Origin of the sequence: Pseudomonas sp. W3I7, from assembly GCF_030816095.1 — a bacterium.
Lineage (GTDB): Bacteria > Pseudomonadota > Gammaproteobacteria > Pseudomonadales > Pseudomonadaceae > Aquipseudomonas > Aquipseudomonas salomonii.
Genome location: NZ_JAUSXP010000001.1, coordinates 6675297 through 6690099 on the forward strand (window position 1 = coordinate 6675297; position 14803 = coordinate 6690099).

Sequence of the window (14803 nt, forward strand, 5' to 3'; positions counted from 1 at the left end):
AACTTTTCGACTTTCGACCGAGCCCCGCCGATGAACGCTTACCTGCTGTTGAAAACCCTGCATATTCTGTCCTCGACCATCCTGTTTGGCCTGGGTGCGGGCTCGGCGTATTACGCCTTGCGCGCCTGGCGCAGCGGCAAGGTGGAAGTGATCGCGGTAACCTTCAAACACCTGGTGTTCGCGGATTGGGCATTTACCACGACCACGGCGGTTTTTCAGCCGTTGAGTGGCATCGGCTTGATGTACTTGGCGGGCTGGTCGATGCAGCAGAGCTGGTTGCAGTGGACGTTCGCGTTGTATGTGCTGGCGGGTGTCTGCTGGCTGCCGGTGGTGTGGCTGCAGATTCGTGTGCACAAGATGGCGGAGCAGGCGCTGCGCGATGGCACGGCGATGCCGATCAAGGCCGCGACCTATATGCGCTGGTGGTTTGGCCTGGGCTGGCCGGCGTTTCTGGCGTTTCTGGTGATTTTTTATTTGATGGTGGCCAAGCCGATGTAGGGCTTGGGACCGAGGCGCTTCATCGCAGGCAAGCCAGCTCCCACATTTTGACCACATTCTCATGTTGGAACTCGGTCAAATGTGGGAGCTGGCTTGCCTGCGATAGCGTCATCAGCCGCGCAGGGTAATCACCGGCCAGCCACGCTTCTCGGCTTCGGCGCGCAAATTCGGGTCCGGGTCCACCGCCACCGCATGCGTCACCTGCTCCAGCAACGGCAAATCATTCATCGAATCGCTATAGAAGTAGCTGTCTTCCAGGCTGTACCCGGTTTCTTCCAGCCAGCGGTTCAAGCGCGTCACTTTGCCTTCGCGGAAGCATGGGATATCCGTGCTGCGCCCGGTATACCGGCCATTTTCCATCTCGCACTCGGTGGCGATCAGGGTTTGAACCCCCAGCAACTCGGCAATCGGCGCGGTCACGAAGCGGTTGGTGGCGGTGATGATTACCAGTTTGTCACCGGCAGCGCGGTGCTTGGCCAGCAGCTTGGCGGCGAGCGGCAGCATCAGTGGGGCGATGCAGTCGCGCATGAAGTCGCGGTGCCATTCGTCCAGTTGGGCCATCTCGGTGCGGCCGAGGATTTCCAGGCTGAAGTTCAGGTAGGCGGCGTTGTCGAGTTTGCCGGCCAGGTAATCCTGGTAGAACTCGTCGTTGCGGGCTTTGTAGGCCACCGGGTCAAGAATCCCACGCTCACACAGGTAATCGCCCCACGCGTGATCGCTGTCACCGCCGAGAAGCGTGTTGTCCAAGTCGAATAAAGCCAGGCGCATTGCAGTTACTCGCTGAAAAGTCTGTAAAAAGGCGTCCAGAATACGGTCTTTTCACAAGAGTGCACATAAGGTAAGAAGCCTCGTTGCCGCTGGAACAACCTTTGTGGAACAATGCGGCGACATGCGTTTGCGAGGTTGTTGCCGTGATCGACCCCGATGGTTTCCGTCCTAATGTCGGGATTATTCTTACGAATGATGCCGGACAGGTGCTATGGGCTCGCCGAATCAACCAAGATGCCTGGCAGTTTCCTCAAGGTGGAATCAACCCCGACGAAACCCCTGAAGACGCCTTGTACCGTGAGTTGAATGAAGAAGTCGGCCTTGAGCGCGAAGATGTGCAAATTCTGGCCTGTACCCGTGGCTGGTTGCGCTATCGTTTGCCGCAACGCCTGGTGCGTACCCACAGCCAACCGCTGTGCATCGGCCAGAAGCAGAAATGGTTTCTTTTGCGCCTGATCTCCAACGAGCAGCGGGTGCGGATGGATTTGACCGGTAAACCGGAGTTCGATGGCTGGCGTTGGGTCAGCTATTGGTACCCGTTGGGCCAGGTGGTGACATTCAAGCGCGAGGTTTATCGTCGCGCTCTCAAAGAGCTTGCCCCGCGCCTTTTAGCGCGCGACTGACGACGGAGTTCGACCCCGAGCCATGCTCAATACGCTGCGCAAGATCGTCCAGGAAGTTAACTCCGCCAAGGATCTCAAGGCGGCGTTGGGGATTATTGTGTTGCGCGTCAAGGAAGCCATGGGCAGCCAGGTCTGCTCGGTTTACCTGCTGGACCCAGAGACCAACCGTTTTGTGCTGATGGCCACCGAGGGCTTGAACAAGCGCTCTATCGGCAAGGTCAGCATGGCGCCCAATGAAGGTCTGGTGGGCCTGGTGGGGACGCGTGAAGAACCCCTGAACCTTGAAAACGCGGCCGATCACCCGCGTTATCGCTACTTTGCCGAAACCGGCGAAGAGCGCTACGCCTCGTTCCTCGGCGCACCGATCATTCACCACCGCCGCGTTGTCGGCGTGTTGGTCATTCAGCAAAAAGAACGCCGCCAGTTCGACGAAGGTGAAGAAGCCTTCCTCGTGACCATGAGCGCGCAGCTTGCCGGGGTTATTGCCCACGCCGAGGCGACGGGCTCGATCCGTGGCCTGGGCCGTCAGGGCAAGGGCATCCAGGAAGCCAAGTTTGTCGGCGTGCCAGGTTCGCCGGGCGCTGCGGTCGGTACGGCCGTGGTCATGCTGCCGCCGGCCGACCTCGATGTGGTGCCGGACAAGACCGTCGATGACATCGACGCTGAGATCAAACTGTTCAAGACGGCCCTGGAAGGTGTGCGCGCCGACATGCGCAACCTGTCGACCAAGCTGGCCACGCAACTGCGCCCCGAAGAGCGCGCGCTGTTCGACGTGTACCAGATGATGCTCGACGATGCGTCCCTGGGTAACGAAGTCAAAACCGTGATCAAGACCGGCCAGTGGGCCCAGGGCGCGTTGCGCCAGGTGGTCACCGATCACGTCAACCGTTTCGAACTGATGGACGACGCCTACCTGCGTGAGCGCGCCTCGGATGTGCGCGACCTCGGCCGCCGTCTGCTGGCCTACCTGCAGGAAGACCGCACCACCAACCTGGTCTACCCCGACAACACCATCCTGATCAGTGAAGAACTGACCGCCACCATGCTCGGCGAAGTGCCGGAAGGCAAACTGGTGGGTTTGGTGTCGGTACTGGGTTCGGGTAACTCCCACGTCGCGATCCTGGCTCGAGCCATGGGTATTCCGACGGTGATGGGCCTGGTGGACCTGCCGTATTCCAAGGTCGACGGCATCGACATGATCGTCGACGGCCATCGTGGCGAAGTCTTTACCAACCCCAGCGAGCTGCTGCGCAAGCAATACGCCGAGGTGGTGGAAGAAGAGAAACAGCTGGCGCTGGGCCTCGACTCGCTGCGCGAGCTGCCGTGCGTCACCCTCGACGGTCACCGCGTGCCGCTGCTGGTTAACACCGGCTTGTTGGCCGATGTGGCCCGGGCGCAACAGCGCGGCGCTGAAGGCGTGGGGCTGTACCGCACCGAAGTGCCGTTCATGATCAACCAACGGTTCCCGAGCGAAAAGGAGCAGCTGGCGATTTATCGCGAGCAATTGTCCGCCTTCCACCCGTTGCCGGTGACGATGCGCAGCCTGGACATCGGCGGCGATAAGTCACTGTCGTATTTCCCGATCAAGGAAGACAACCCCTTCCTTGGCTGGCGCGGTATTCGTGTAACCCTCGACCACCCTGAAATTTTCCTGGTCCAGACCCGCGCCATGCTCAAGGCCAGCGAAGGCCTGAATAACCTGCGCATCCTGCTGCCGATGATCTCCGGCACGCACGAGCTGGAAGAAGCGCTGCATCTTATCCACCGCGCCTGGGGCGAAGTCCGCGACGAAGGGGCCGACGTACCGATGCCGCCGATTGGCGTGATGATCGAAATCCCGGCGGCGGTGTACCAGGCCAAAGAACTGGCGCGGCAGGTGGACTTCCTCTCGGTCGGCTCCAACGACCTGACCCAGTACCTGCTGGCCGTGGACCGCAACAACCCACGGGTGGCCGACCTCTACGATTACCTGCACCCCGCCGTGCTGCAAGCCCTGCAACATGTGGTGCGCGACGCCCATGCCGAAGGCAAGCCGGTGAGCATCTGCGGCGAAATGGCCGGTGACCCGGCGGCGGCGGTGCTGTTGATGGCGATGGGCTTTGACAGCTTGTCGATGAACGCCACCAACTTGCCGAAGGTGAAGTGGATGCTGCGTCAGGTTGAACTGAGCATGGCCAAGGACTTGCTGGCGGAGTTGATGACCATCGACAACCCGCAAGTTATCCACAGCTCACTGCAGCTGGCGCTGAAGAACCTGGGGCTGACGCGGATGATCAACCCGGCTTCTGCAAAAACCCTCTAGACCGCTATCGCAGGCAAGCCAGCTCCCACATTTGACTGTGTTCACAGTTCAAAATGTGGGAGCTGGCTTGCCTGCGATGACGGCAGCCCAAGCGCCATCAAATGTTCAGTTCGACCTCTCCCAGTCGACCACCCAACGGCCCAAAGCTGCGCTCCACCATCTGCCGCGTCCCATCCGCATTCACAATCAGCGCCGTACTCGCCCGCGTCCCATAACTGGGGCTGGCGATAAACACGCTGGAGAGCAGGCTCTCGGTCGCCAACCCCACGCCGGTATCCGGCAAGTCGGCAAACGGCGCAGTCTGCGGGTCGCTCAAAATATCCAGCAAGGCCTGTGGCTGTGGGTTCTCCAGCAATTCACTCAATGCCGCCCTGGCCTTGAGCAATTTGGGCCAGGGCGTATTCAGCCCGGCATTCGACAGCCCATAAACCCCCGCCTCCAAGCGCGTAGCCTCGGTCTCGTTGGCGTTGTAATGCCACAGCTCATCCCGCGTGCCCACCAGCAGGTTAAAGCCGGAATATTCAATCGAACGGCCATTAACATCGGCTAAGTAGTCGTCAATTGGCAGTGATCCACTGAGAAAGCGCGCCACCAACTCCCCGCGGGACTTGCGCGCCGGTGGCTGGTGCGGGTCACGAATATTGGTCAGCGCGGCAAAGCGCCCCTCGGCGTTTACGCCAAGCCAGGTGCCACCGGCTTCCTGGTCGCGACCGGCGTAGACATGCGGCGCATCCGGCCACTGAGCCAGCGGCAGGCTGGGGCGGGCGTAGAACTCATCACGGTTGGCCGCGACGATCAGCGGCTGGGCGTGGCCCGGCCGCCAGGCGAAAACAATCAGGCACATAGGCGTTCCCTTTGTGTTTTGCTCACTCTACCCATACAACGGATGGCTATCCATCGTATCGAAGTTGGGCCGAGTGCCTTCCATCCGTTAACATGCCGGGCTATTGGGCGCGTGCTGACTTTTAATTTTGAAACGGCGGCTTAATTTGAAATTGCGGCTGTAACGCAGGCTTAATCCCACACCGGCATGGTCCGGTGCGCCATGACTAATGATTTAACGAGGAGTCGCAATGCTGCCTTACCCGCAGATCAACCCGGTGGCCGTGGCCATCGGTCCGCTGCAAATCCATTGGTATGGGTTGATGTACCTGATTGGCATCGGCGGTGCCTGGCTGCTGGCTTCCCGGCGCCTGAACCGTTTTGACCCGACCTGGACCAAGGAGAAGCTCTCCGACATGGTGTTCTGGATGTCGATGGGCGTCATCGTCGGCGGACGCCTCGGGTATGTGCTGTTCTACGATCTTCCGGCCTATATCGCCAACCCGACACTGATTTTCGAGGTGTGGAAGGGCGGCATGGCGTTCCACGGCGGCTTTGTCGGCGTGATGATCGCCGCGTGGTGGTTCGGCCGCCGCAACGGCAAGTCGTTCTTTCAGCTGATGGACTTCGTCGCACCATTCGTGCCGATCGGCCTGGGTGCCGGGCGCATCGGTAACTTCATCAATGCCGAGTTGTGGGGCAAGCCGACCGACGTGCCGTGGGCCATGGTGTTTCCACCCTTCAGCGACCCGGCACAACTGCCGCGCCATCCGTCGCAGCTCTACCAGTTCGCCCTGGAAGGTGTGGCGCTGTTCCTGATTCTTTATATCTTCTCGCGCAAGCCACGCCCAACCATGGCGGTTTCCGGCATGTTTGCGTTGTTCTACGGGATCTTCCGCTTCATCGTCGAGTTCGTCCGCGTGCCGGATGCGCAACTGGGCTACCTGGCGTGGGGTTGGCTGACCATGGGTCAGATCCTCAGCATGCCGATGATCCTGGCGGGCCTGGGCCTGCTGTGGTGGGCGTACAATCGCCCGCAAGGCATCAAGAACGCGGCGCTTTAAATTCGAATGCCGAGGCTTTTGCGAGCCTCGGCTTCTTTGATACGGGTAAAAACATGAAGCAATATCTCGAACTACTGAACGACGTCGTGACCAATGGATTGACCAAGGGCGATCGCACCGGCACCGGCACCAAAGCCGTGTTTGCCCGTCAGTATCGGCATAACTTGGCCGACGGCTTCCCGCTGCTGACCACCAAGAAGCTTCATTTCAAAAGCATCGCCAACGAATTGATCTGGATGTTGAGTGGCAATACCAACATCAAGTGGTTGAACGAAAACGGCGTGAAAATCTGGGACGAATGGGCCACCGAAGACGGCGACCTTGGCCCGGTGTACGGCGAGCAGTGGACCGCCTGGCCCACCAAGGACGGCGGCACCATCAACCAGATCGACTACATGGTCGACACGTTGAAGAACAACCCCAACAGCCGTCGCATCCTGTTCCACGGCTGGAACGTCGAATACCTGCCGGACGAAACCAGGAGCCCGCAGGACAACGCGCGCAACGGCAAGCAAGCCCTGCCGCCGTGCCACCTGCTGTACCAGGCGTTTGTGCATGACGGCCATTTGTCGATGCAGTTGTACATCCGCAGCTCCGATGTATTCCTCGGCCTGCCGTACAACACCGCCGCGCTGGCGTTGCTGACCCATATGCTGGCCCAGCAATGCGACCTGATCCCGCACGAGATCATCGTTACCACCGGTGACACCCACGCCTATAGCAACCATATGGAACAGATCCGCACCCAGTTGGCGCGCACGCCGAAGAAGCTGCCGGAACTGGTGATCAAGCGTAAGCCTGCGTCGATCTATGACTACAAGTTCGAAGACTTCGAGATTGTGGGCTACGACGCCGATCCGAGTATTAAAGCCGACGTCGCCATCTAAAGACCGCCTCGGTCAAAAATGTGGCAACGGGCTTATGTGGGAGCTGGCTTGCCTGCGAAAGCGGAGTATCAGGCGATACAAATGCCCCTGATTCACCGCTATCGCAGGCAAGCCAGCTCCCACAGTTGTTCTGCGTGTACCTTAATGCCCGTGGCTTCTGCCCACATGTGAAGGCTCGGCCTCGCTGGCCGCCACACTGCCGCTGACTTCCAGCCGCTGCAAAATCCCGCACTGGTCCAGATCCGGCCCGCCGCCGCAGCGTTGGCGCAGGTCGAGCAATTGCACCTGCAACGCCAACAGCCCATCGATCCGCGCTTTTACATGGTGGATATGCTCGTCGATCAACGCATTCACACTCTCGCACTGGTCCTGAGGGCTGTCGCGCAGCCCCAGCAGGCTGCGGATTTCTTCAAGCGTCATGTCCAGGCTGCGGCAGTTGCGGATAAAGATCAGCCGCTCGGTGTGCGCCTGGGTGTACACGCGATAGTTGGCATCGGTGCGCGCCGGGGGCGGCAGCAGGCCTTCTTTCTCGTAATAACGGATGGTTTCCACCTGACAATCGGTCAGTTTGGCCAATTCGCCGATCTTCATCGCAGCAATCTCCAAATGGGTGCTTGACCCTATAGTGGCTACAGGGTCTTTACTTGGCAACAGGCACCTTTACGGACGCGACAGAATGAGCGATTCCATCCACACCCCGAAAAAACATGATCACCCGCACGACCATGATCATGACCACGGCCATGAACACAGCCCTGAACATAGCCACGACCACGGCGCCAAGCTGACGCCGGTCAAACAGCATGAGCATGGCAGTCATGGCGATTCCTGCTGTTCCAGCAAGGCAGCGCCCGCTGTGGTTACGCTGAGCGAAGCGCCGACAGCCGGCTCGCGCCTGAGCACTTTCCGCATCGAAGCCATGGATTGCCCCACCGAACAGACGCTGATCCAGAACAAACTGGGCAAGCTCGCCGGTGTGCAGCAGTTGGAATTCAACCTGATCAATCGCATCCTCGGCGTCACCCATGACCTGCCGAGCACTGCGCCGATCATCGCGGCGATCAAATCCATCGGCATGCAGGCCGACCCTATCGAAGAGGGTACGCCTGCTGCCGCACCGCCTGCCAAGAAGCATTGGTGGCCGTTGGCGGTGTCCGGCGTAGGCGCGTTGGGCGCCGAAGTGCTGCATTTCACCGGCGTGGCACCGACCTGGGTGATTGCCCTGGTGGCACTGGTATCGATCCTCAGCGGCGGCCTCACCACCTATAAAAAGGGCTGGATCGCCCTGAAAAACCTCAACCTCAACATCAACGCGCTGATGAGCATCGCGGTGACTGGCGCGATCCTGATCGGGCAATGGCCGGAAGCGGCCATGGTGATGTTCCTGTTCACGGTAGCCGAGCTGATCGAAGCCAAGTCCCTGGACCGTGCGCGTAATGCCATCAGTGGCCTGATGCAAATGACGCCGGAACAGGCCACGGTGCAGCAGGCCGATGGGTCATGGCTTGAACAGGAAGTGAAAAGCATTGAATTGGGCGCGATCGTGCGGGTAAAACCCGGCGAGCGCATCGGTCTGGACGGTGAAGTCACCGCCGGCCAATCCACCATCGACCAGGCGCCGATTACCGGTGAAAGCCTGCCGATTGAAAAGACCGTGGGCGATAAAGTCTTCGCTGGCACCATCAACCAGGCCGGCTCTCTTGAGTACAAGGTCACCGCGGCGGCCAACAATTCCACCCTGGCGCGCATCATTCACGCGGTGGAACAGGCCCAGGGCGCACGGGCGCCGACTCAGCGCTTTGTCGACCGCTTCTCGAAGATCTACACCCCGGCAGTCTTCCTGTTTGCCCTGGGCGTGGCGATTATCCCGCCGTTGTTCATGGCCGGTGTGTGGTTCGACTGGATCTACCGCGCGCTCGTATTGCTGGTGGTCGCTTGCCCTTGTGCCTTGGTGATTTCCACCCCGGTGACCATCGTCAGCGGCCTGGCGGCTGCGGCGCGCAAAGGCATCCTGATCAAGGGCGGCGTGTACCTGGAGGGTGGTTACAAGCTCGACTACCTTGCCCTCGACAAGACCGGCACCATCACCCACGGCAAACCGGTGCAAACCGATTACCTGGCGCTGTTCCCCAACGTCGAAGACAGCGCGCCCGCCCTGGCGGCCAGCCTGGCCGGGCGCTCCGACCACCCGGTGTCGCTGGCCATCGCCAAGGCGGCGGTGGATAAAAACCTGCCAAGCCACGTTGTGGATAACTTCGAGGCTCTGCCAGGTCGCGGTGTGCGTGGCGACATCAACGGCGAAACCTACCACCTGGGCAACCACCGTCTGGTGGAAGACCTGGGCCTGTGCTCGCCGGCGCTGGAAGAAAAGCTGTTCGCCCTGGAAAAACAAGGCAAGTCCGTGGTGCTGCTGCTCGACAAGTCCGGCCCGCTGGCGTTGTTCGCCGTGGCTGACACGGTAAAAGACAGCAGCCGCGAAGCCATCCAGCAACTGCACGAACTGGGCATCAAGACCCTGATGCTCACCGGCGACAACACCCACACCGCCCAGGCGATTGCGGCGCAGGTTGGCATCGATCAGGCCCAGGGCGACTTGTTGCCCACCGACAAACTGCAAGCCATCGAAACCCTCTACGGCCAAGGCCGCCGGGTGGGCATGGTCGGCGACGGCATCAACGACGCTCCGGCGCTGGCGCGCGCCGAAATCGGCTTTGCCATGGCGGCAGCCGGTACCGACACGGCAATCGAGACCGCCGACGTGGCGTTGATGGACGATGACCTGCGCAAGATTCCGGCATTCATTCGTCTGTCGCGGCAAACGTCGAGTATCCTCAAGCAGAACATCGCCCTGGCGTTGGTGATCAAGGCGATCTTCCTGGCAGTCACTTTCCTGGGCATGGCCACCATGTGGATGGCGGTGTTCGCGGACATGGGCGTGAGCCTGCTGGTGGTGTTCAATGGTCTGCGCCTGTTGCGCAAATAGACGATGAGAGGGCGGTGTGCTGAGTGCTGAGTTAAAGGCGTTTTTTATGGTCGCCCGCCTGGGCAGCATTACCCAGGCGGCGAAAAAACTCGGCTTGAGCCAGCCCACCGTCACCACCCAGATTCGCAACCTGGAAAGCCAATACGGCGTTGAACTGTTCTACCGCGGCGGGCGCCGCCTTACCGTCAGCGACGACGGCGCGCGCCTGCTGCCGATGGTCAAGACGCTGTTGCAGCAGGAAGCCGATATCGAGTTTTTTCCTGCGCAATACCGGCCAGGTCCAGGGCGCCTTAAGGATTGCCGCCACGGCGCCGTACTACATCCTCGATCTGGTCAAAGCCTTTCGCGAACGCCTGCCCCATGTGGACGTCTCGGTGGAAATCGGCAATTCCCAACAGGTGCTCGAAGCGCTGGACGATTACCGCGTCGACGTCGCGGCCTCCTCGCAACTGCTCGAAGACTCACGCCTGATCCGCCGCGTGCTGGGCACCGACCCGCTGGTGCTGGCGGTGCATCGCAATCATCCCCTGGCCAAGCTTGAACATGTGCCGCTGAGCGCGCTGGCCGGGCATACCTTGCTGATGCGCGAAGCCGGCTCCACCACGCGGCGGTTGACTGAAGAGATGTTGCAGGGCGCCCGCGTGAGTTACGGGCCGTTGCTGGAAATCGGCAGCCGTGAGTCGATTCGCGAGGCGGTGTTGCGCAATATCGGCATCAGTATCATCGCCCGCCAGGAAGTGCCCCATGACCCGCAACTGCGGGTGCTGACCATCGAGAATGCACCGCAGATTCCCGAGTATTTGTACTGCCTCAAAGAGCGCAAAGGCGCGCGGTTGCCGGCGGCGTTTCTGGGGTTGGCGCAGGAAATGTCGCCGCTCTGAGTGTGTCGCGCCACAAGGGGAGCCGGTCCTACCCAAATCCACCAATACCACTATCACCGCCTTTTGCCTTTCTGCCACAAGAGGGACGCATTGCCCGCCTAGCATGGCCTTCATCAGTTTGATGAGGTGCCTTGCATGAACACAGCCCTGACCCAACCCGGTGCGCCAATGAAGGTGCGCGGTATCCAGAAACGCTTCGGCGCCTTCACCGCGCTGGACAACGTCTCCCTGGAAGTCGCCGCCGGCGAGCTGGTGTGCCTGCTGGGCCCGTCCGGCTGCGGCAAGACCACCTTGCTGCGTTGCATCGCCGGCCTGGAGCGCCAGGACAGCGGTGAGCTTTACCTGGGCAACCGTGATGTATCCCTGTTGCCGCCGCAGGCGCGGGACTACGGCATTCTGTTCCAGTCCTACGCGCTGTTTCCCAACCTGACCGTCGAAGCGAACATCGGCTACGGCCTCACCGGCAGTGGCCGCGACGAAGTGCGCAAGCGCGTCGGGCAGATGCTCGAACTGGTCGGCTTGGTCGGCAGCGAAAAAAAGTACCCCGGCCAACTCTCCGGCGGTCAGCAACAGCGCGTGGCCCTGGCCCGTGCCCTGGCGCCTGCGCCGTCATTGCTGCTGCTCGACGAACCCATGTCGGCCCTCGACGCCCGTGTGCGTGAGCACCTGTGCACCGAGCTGCGTCAACTGCAACGGCGCCTGGGCATCACCACGCTGATGGTTACCCACAACCAGGACGAGGCCATGCTGATGGCCGACCGTATCGCGGTGATGAACAACGGCAAGGTCGAGCAGTACGCCACGCCCCAGGAAATCTACGACCGTCCGGCCACGCCGTTTGTGGCGGAGTTTGTCGGCCAGGGCAACTGGTTGCCGTTCAGTCGCAGCAGCGACAGCCATGCCCAGGTCGGCGGCCTGCACATGCGCCTGGATGACAGCGCCAGCAAAGCCAAGTCCGGCCGCTTGTTCTGCCGCCCGGAAGCCATCAGCGTCAACCCGCTGGTGCATGAAGAAAACCTGTTTCCAGCCAAGGTCCGCGAGATCACCTTTCTCGGCAACCGCTGCCGCATGAGCTTTGAGCTGGAGCAATTGCCCGGCCACCCGCTGTTGGCCGAACTGGCCCCCGAAGCCATGCCGCGCCTGGGCGCGCAGGATATCTGGGTGGCTTTGCCGCCACGCAGCCTGCAGGTGTTTGCCTGAGATGGCTGCCGATATGAGTCTGCCGATACCCGACCACGTGGCTCGTCAGGTTTCCCGCGCTGAGCTTGGCGACCGCATTTTTGTGGTCGGCGGCAAACTGCTTTGGTTACTCCTGTTGGGCATTGCGGTGTTGTTGCCGTTGCTGGCGATCTTCTGGCGCGGCTTCAGCAGCGAAGCCGGGCAGGGCGGCGGCCTGGTCGCGGCGCGGGAGCTGGTAACCAGCGAAAACTTCCATTGGCTGTTGGGCAATAGCCTGAAAGTGTCCCTCAGCGTGGCGGCTATTGTCGTACCGCTGGCCTACCTGTTTGCCTACGCACTGCAACGCACGCTGATCCCCGGCAAGCCGATCTGGCGCGGCCTGTCACTGCTGCCATTGATGGCCCCGTCGATGTTGCCGGGTATTGCGCTGGTCTATCTGTTCGGCAACCAGGGCATGTTGCGTGGTTTGCTCTCGGACAATATCTACGGCTTCTGGGGCATTGTGCTGGGTGAAGTGATCTACACCTTCCCACACGCCTTGATGATTCTGCTGTCGGCGCTGTCCCTGGCGGATGCGCGCCTGTTCGATGCCGCCTCCAGCATGGGCGCAAGCTCCGCCAGGGCGTTTCGCAGCATTACCTGGCCGGCCACGCGTCAGGCGGTATTCGCGGCGTTTTGCCTGGTGTTCACCCTGACCATCACCGACTTCGGCGTGCCCGTGGTGGTGGGGGGCGATTATCAGGTGCTGGCGCTGGAAGCCTACAAGGCGGTGGTCGGCCAGCAACAGTTCGGTCGCGGCGCCTTGATCGGCATGGTGTTGCTGTTGCCGGCGCTGTTCAGCTTTGCTGTGGATGCCTGGCTGCGCCGCCGTCATGGTGACGCCATGAGCGGCCGCGCCCAGGTGTTCCAGCCGGCGCCGTCGCGCTTAAGAGATGGCTGCTACCTGGCGATTGTGTTGTTGATCTGCGCCGTGCTGCTGCTGGTGTTCGGCATGGCGGTGTACTCCTCGCTGGTGAAGTTCTGGCCGTACAACCTCTCTTTATCGCTCAATCACTACCAGTTTGAAGACACGGCCGGCGGCGGCTGGCTGGCCTATCGCAACAGCCTGACCATGGCCCTGTGCACTGCGCTGATCGGCAGTGTGTTGATCTTCACCGGCGCCTACCTGATGGAAAAGACCAAGGGCCAGAAAGGCCTGAACCTGGCGCTGCGCATGCTCAGCTTTGTGCCGATGGCTGTGCCGGGCTTGGTGCTGGGCCTGGGTTACGTGTTCTTCTTCAACCTCAACGGCAACCCGCTGCACGTGTTCTACGGCACCATGACCTTGCTGGTGGTGTGCACCATTGCGCACTACCTGACCACCGCGCAAATGACCGCAACCACCGCGCTGCGCCAGTTGGATGCCGAGTTCGAAGCCGCCGCGCTGTCCCTCAAGGCACCGCTGTACCGCCACTATCTGCGCGTCACCGTGCCGATCTGCCTGCCCGCGTTGCTGGACATCGTGCGCTACCTGTTTGTGTCGGCGATGACCACCGTGTCCGCCGCGATCTTCCTCTACAGCCCCGACACCATCCTTGCCGCCGTCGCCGTGTTGAACATGGACGACGCCGGCAATGTGGGCGGCGCTGCGGCCATGTCGACCCTGATCCTGTTCACGTCGGCCGGCGTCTCGCTGCTGCTGGCGTGGGCCTCACGTGGTGCCTTGCGCCGCTCCCAAGCCTGGCGCCAAACCGCGCCCGGCCAATAAAAATCCCTGAAGGAGGTGCTCCATGTTCAAGCCCTTGGCCCTGGCCGCTGCTCTGCTCAGCGCATTCAGCCTGAATGCCTTTGCCGCCAAAACCGAATTGACGGTGTACACGGCCCTCGAAGCCGAGCAGTTGAAGACCTACAAGCAGGCCTTCGAAAAAGCCAACCCGGATATCGACATCAAGTGGGTGCGTGACTCCACCGGCATCATCACCGCCAAGCTGCTGGCCGAAAAAGCCCGGCCCCAGGCGGATGTGGTGTGGGGGCTGGCTGCCTCCAGCCTGGCGATCCTCGACCAGCAAGGCATGCTGGATAACTACGCGCCCAAGGACTTGGACAAGATCGGCAAAAACTACCGCGACGCCGCCAACCCACCGGCCTGGGTGGGCATGGACGTGTGGGCTGCGACCATCTGCTTCAACACCGTCGAAGCCGAGAAACAAGGCCTGACCAAGCCGGTGAGCTGGCAAGACCTGACCAAGCCTGAGTACAAGGGCAAGATTGTGATGCCCAACCCGGCGTCGTCCGGCACCGGCTTCCTGGATGTGAGCGCCTGGCTGCAGACCTTCGGCGAGAAGCAGGGCTGGCAGTACATGGACGACCTGCACCAGAACATCGGCCAGTACGTTCACTCCGGTTCCAAGCCTTGCAAACTGGCGGCTTCCGGGGAATTCCCGATCGGTATTTCGTTTGAATACCCGGCCGTGCAACTCAAACGCCAAGGCGCGCCGCTGGACATTATCCTGCCCAAGGAAGGCTTGGGCTGGGACATCGAAGCGACTGCCGTGATCAAGGGCACCAGCCACGCCGATGCAGCGAAGAAACTCGCCGACTTCTCCGCCAGCCCCGCGGCGATGGAGCTGTACAAAGACAACTTCGCCGTTCTCGCCCAGCCGGGTATCGCCAAGCCGCAGACCGAATTGCCGGCTGACTACGAGCAGCGTCTGATCAAGAACGACTTCGCCTGGGCTTCGAAAAACCGCGACAGCATCCTGACCGAATGGCGCAAGCGCTATGACGGCAAGTCGGAGAAAGTGGCGGGTCAGTAAG

Annotated in this window: 12 protein-coding genes and 1 pseudogene; 10 read left to right on the forward strand and 3 right to left on the reverse strand. The window is 61.2% G+C overall.

What is annotated here, in order from left to right:
* Positions 1 to 30: 30 nt before the first annotated feature.
* Positions 31 to 498 (forward strand): DUF2269 domain-containing protein, encoded by a 468-nt coding sequence (locus QF043_RS30525; RefSeq protein WP_056857660.1) that lies wholly within the window; start codon positions 31 to 33, stop codon positions 496 to 498.
* A gap of 111 nt (positions 499 to 609) precedes the next feature.
* Here QF043_RS30525 and QF043_RS30530 read toward each other — a convergent pair whose 3' ends face one another.
* On the reverse strand, positions 610 to 1266 hold the full coding sequence (locus tag QF043_RS30530; RefSeq protein WP_307421265.1) for an HAD family phosphatase: 657 nt from the start codon (positions 1264 to 1266) through the stop codon (positions 610 to 612).
* A 143-nt stretch (positions 1267 to 1409) separates the two neighbouring features.
* On the opposite strand from QF043_RS30530, the gene QF043_RS30535 reads away from it, so the two are divergent.
* Together QF043_RS30535 and ptsP are read left to right on the forward strand one after the other, a co-directional pair.
* A complete protein-coding gene (locus tag QF043_RS30535; RefSeq protein WP_003176750.1) occupies positions 1410 to 1889 on the forward strand; it encodes an RNA pyrophosphohydrolase in 480 nt (159 codons plus the stop codon).
* Positions 1890 to 1911: 22 nt separating this feature from the next.
* Positions 1912 to 4191, forward strand: a complete 2280-nt coding sequence (gene ptsP, locus QF043_RS30540; RefSeq protein ID WP_017139499.1) for a phosphoenolpyruvate--protein phosphotransferase — start codon at positions 1912 to 1914, stop codon at positions 4189 to 4191.
* Positions 4192 to 4288: 97 nt separating this feature from the next.
* Here ptsP and QF043_RS30545 read toward each other — a convergent pair whose 3' ends face one another.
* Positions 4289 to 5035 carry an NRDE family protein gene (locus QF043_RS30545; protein WP_307421266.1) on the reverse strand — a complete coding sequence of 249 codons (747 nt, stop codon included), beginning with the start codon at positions 5033 to 5035 and terminating at the stop codon, positions 4289 to 4291.
* A gap of 229 nt (positions 5036 to 5264) precedes the next feature.
* On the opposite strand from QF043_RS30545, the gene lgt reads away from it, so the two are divergent.
* Both lgt and QF043_RS30555 read left to right on the forward strand, forming a co-directional pair.
* Entirely contained in the window at positions 5265 to 6077 is an 813-nt protein-coding gene (gene lgt / locus QF043_RS30550) for a prolipoprotein diacylglyceryl transferase (RefSeq protein ID WP_056857664.1), read from the forward strand.
* Between the two features lie 53 nt (positions 6078 to 6130).
* On the forward strand, positions 6131 to 6964 hold the full coding sequence (locus QF043_RS30555; protein ID WP_307421267.1) for a thymidylate synthase: 834 nt from the start codon (positions 6131 to 6133) through the stop codon (positions 6962 to 6964).
* 141 nt (positions 6965 to 7105) lie between these two features.
* On the opposite strand, the gene cadR is transcribed toward QF043_RS30555, so the two are convergent.
* Positions 7106 to 7555, reverse strand: coding sequence for a Cd(II)/Pb(II)-responsive transcriptional regulator (gene cadR, locus QF043_RS30560; RefSeq protein WP_053258516.1), 450 nt, complete (start codon positions 7553 to 7555; stop codon positions 7106 to 7108).
* Positions 7556 to 7640: 85 nt separating this feature from the next.
* Between cadR and QF043_RS30565 the strand changes: the two genes are divergently transcribed.
* The 5 genes and pseudogenes from QF043_RS30565 to QF043_RS30585 all read left to right on the forward strand — a co-directional run bounded on the left by QF043_RS30565 (position 7641) and on the right by QF043_RS30585 (position 14802).
* Complete coding sequence (locus tag QF043_RS30565; RefSeq protein WP_307421268.1) at positions 7641 to 9947, forward strand: heavy metal translocating P-type ATPase; 2307 nt, start codon at positions 7641 to 7643, stop codon at positions 9945 to 9947.
* Positions 9948 to 9963: 16 nt separating this feature from the next.
* A pseudogene (locus QF043_RS30570) lies at positions 9964 to 10828 on the forward strand (LysR family transcriptional regulator).
* A 135-nt stretch (positions 10829 to 10963) separates the two neighbouring features.
* On the forward strand, positions 10964 to 12028 hold the full coding sequence (locus QF043_RS30575) for a putative 2-aminoethylphosphonate ABC transporter ATP-binding protein (protein WP_017139492.1): 1065 nt from the start codon (positions 10964 to 10966) through the stop codon (positions 12026 to 12028).
* Position 12029: 1 nt separating this feature from the next.
* Positions 12030 to 13754, forward strand: coding sequence for a putative 2-aminoethylphosphonate ABC transporter permease subunit (locus QF043_RS30580; RefSeq protein ID WP_056857667.1), 1725 nt, complete (start codon positions 12030 to 12032; stop codon positions 13752 to 13754).
* A 22-nt stretch (positions 13755 to 13776) separates the two neighbouring features.
* Positions 13777 to 14802, forward strand: coding sequence for a putative 2-aminoethylphosphonate ABC transporter substrate-binding protein (locus tag QF043_RS30585; RefSeq protein WP_138813431.1), 1026 nt, complete (start codon positions 13777 to 13779; stop codon positions 14800 to 14802).
* The last annotated feature ends 1 nt before the right edge of the window (position 14803 follow it).

What these genes read in the sequence shown, in the direction of transcription:
- QF043_RS30525 (WP_056857660.1), top strand. Translation starts at nt 31, where the DNA reads ATGAACGCTTACCTGCTGTTGAAAACCCTGCATATTCTGTCCTCGACC.
- QF043_RS30530 (WP_307421265.1), bottom strand. Translation starts at nt 1,266, where the DNA reads ATGCGCCTGGCTTTATTCGACTTGGACAACACGCTTCTCGGCGGTGAC.
- ptsP (WP_017139499.1), top strand. Translation starts at nt 1,912, where the DNA reads ATGCTCAATACGCTGCGCAAGATCGTCCAGGAAGTTAACTCCGCCAAG.
- QF043_RS30545 (WP_307421266.1), bottom strand. Translation starts at nt 5,035, where the DNA reads ATGTGCCTGATTGTTTTCGCCTGGCGGCCGGGCCACGCCCAGCCGCTG.
- lgt (WP_056857664.1), top strand. Translation starts at nt 5,265, where the DNA reads ATGCTGCCTTACCCGCAGATCAACCCGGTGGCCGTGGCCATCGGTCCG.
- QF043_RS30555 (WP_307421267.1), top strand. Translation starts at nt 6,131, where the DNA reads ATGAAGCAATATCTCGAACTACTGAACGACGTCGTGACCAATGGATTG.
- cadR (WP_053258516.1), bottom strand. Translation starts at nt 7,555, where the DNA reads ATGAAGATCGGCGAATTGGCCAAACTGACCGATTGTCAGGTGGAAACC.
- QF043_RS30565 (WP_307421268.1), top strand. Translation starts at nt 7,641, where the DNA reads ATGAGCGATTCCATCCACACCCCGAAAAAACATGATCACCCGCACGAC.
- QF043_RS30575 (WP_017139492.1), top strand. Translation starts at nt 10,964, where the DNA reads ATGAACACAGCCCTGACCCAACCCGGTGCGCCAATGAAGGTGCGCGGT.
- QF043_RS30580 (WP_056857667.1), top strand. Translation starts at nt 12,030, where the DNA reads ATGGCTGCCGATATGAGTCTGCCGATACCCGACCACGTGGCTCGTCAG.
- QF043_RS30585 (WP_138813431.1), top strand. Translation starts at nt 13,777, where the DNA reads ATGTTCAAGCCCTTGGCCCTGGCCGCTGCTCTGCTCAGCGCATTCAGC.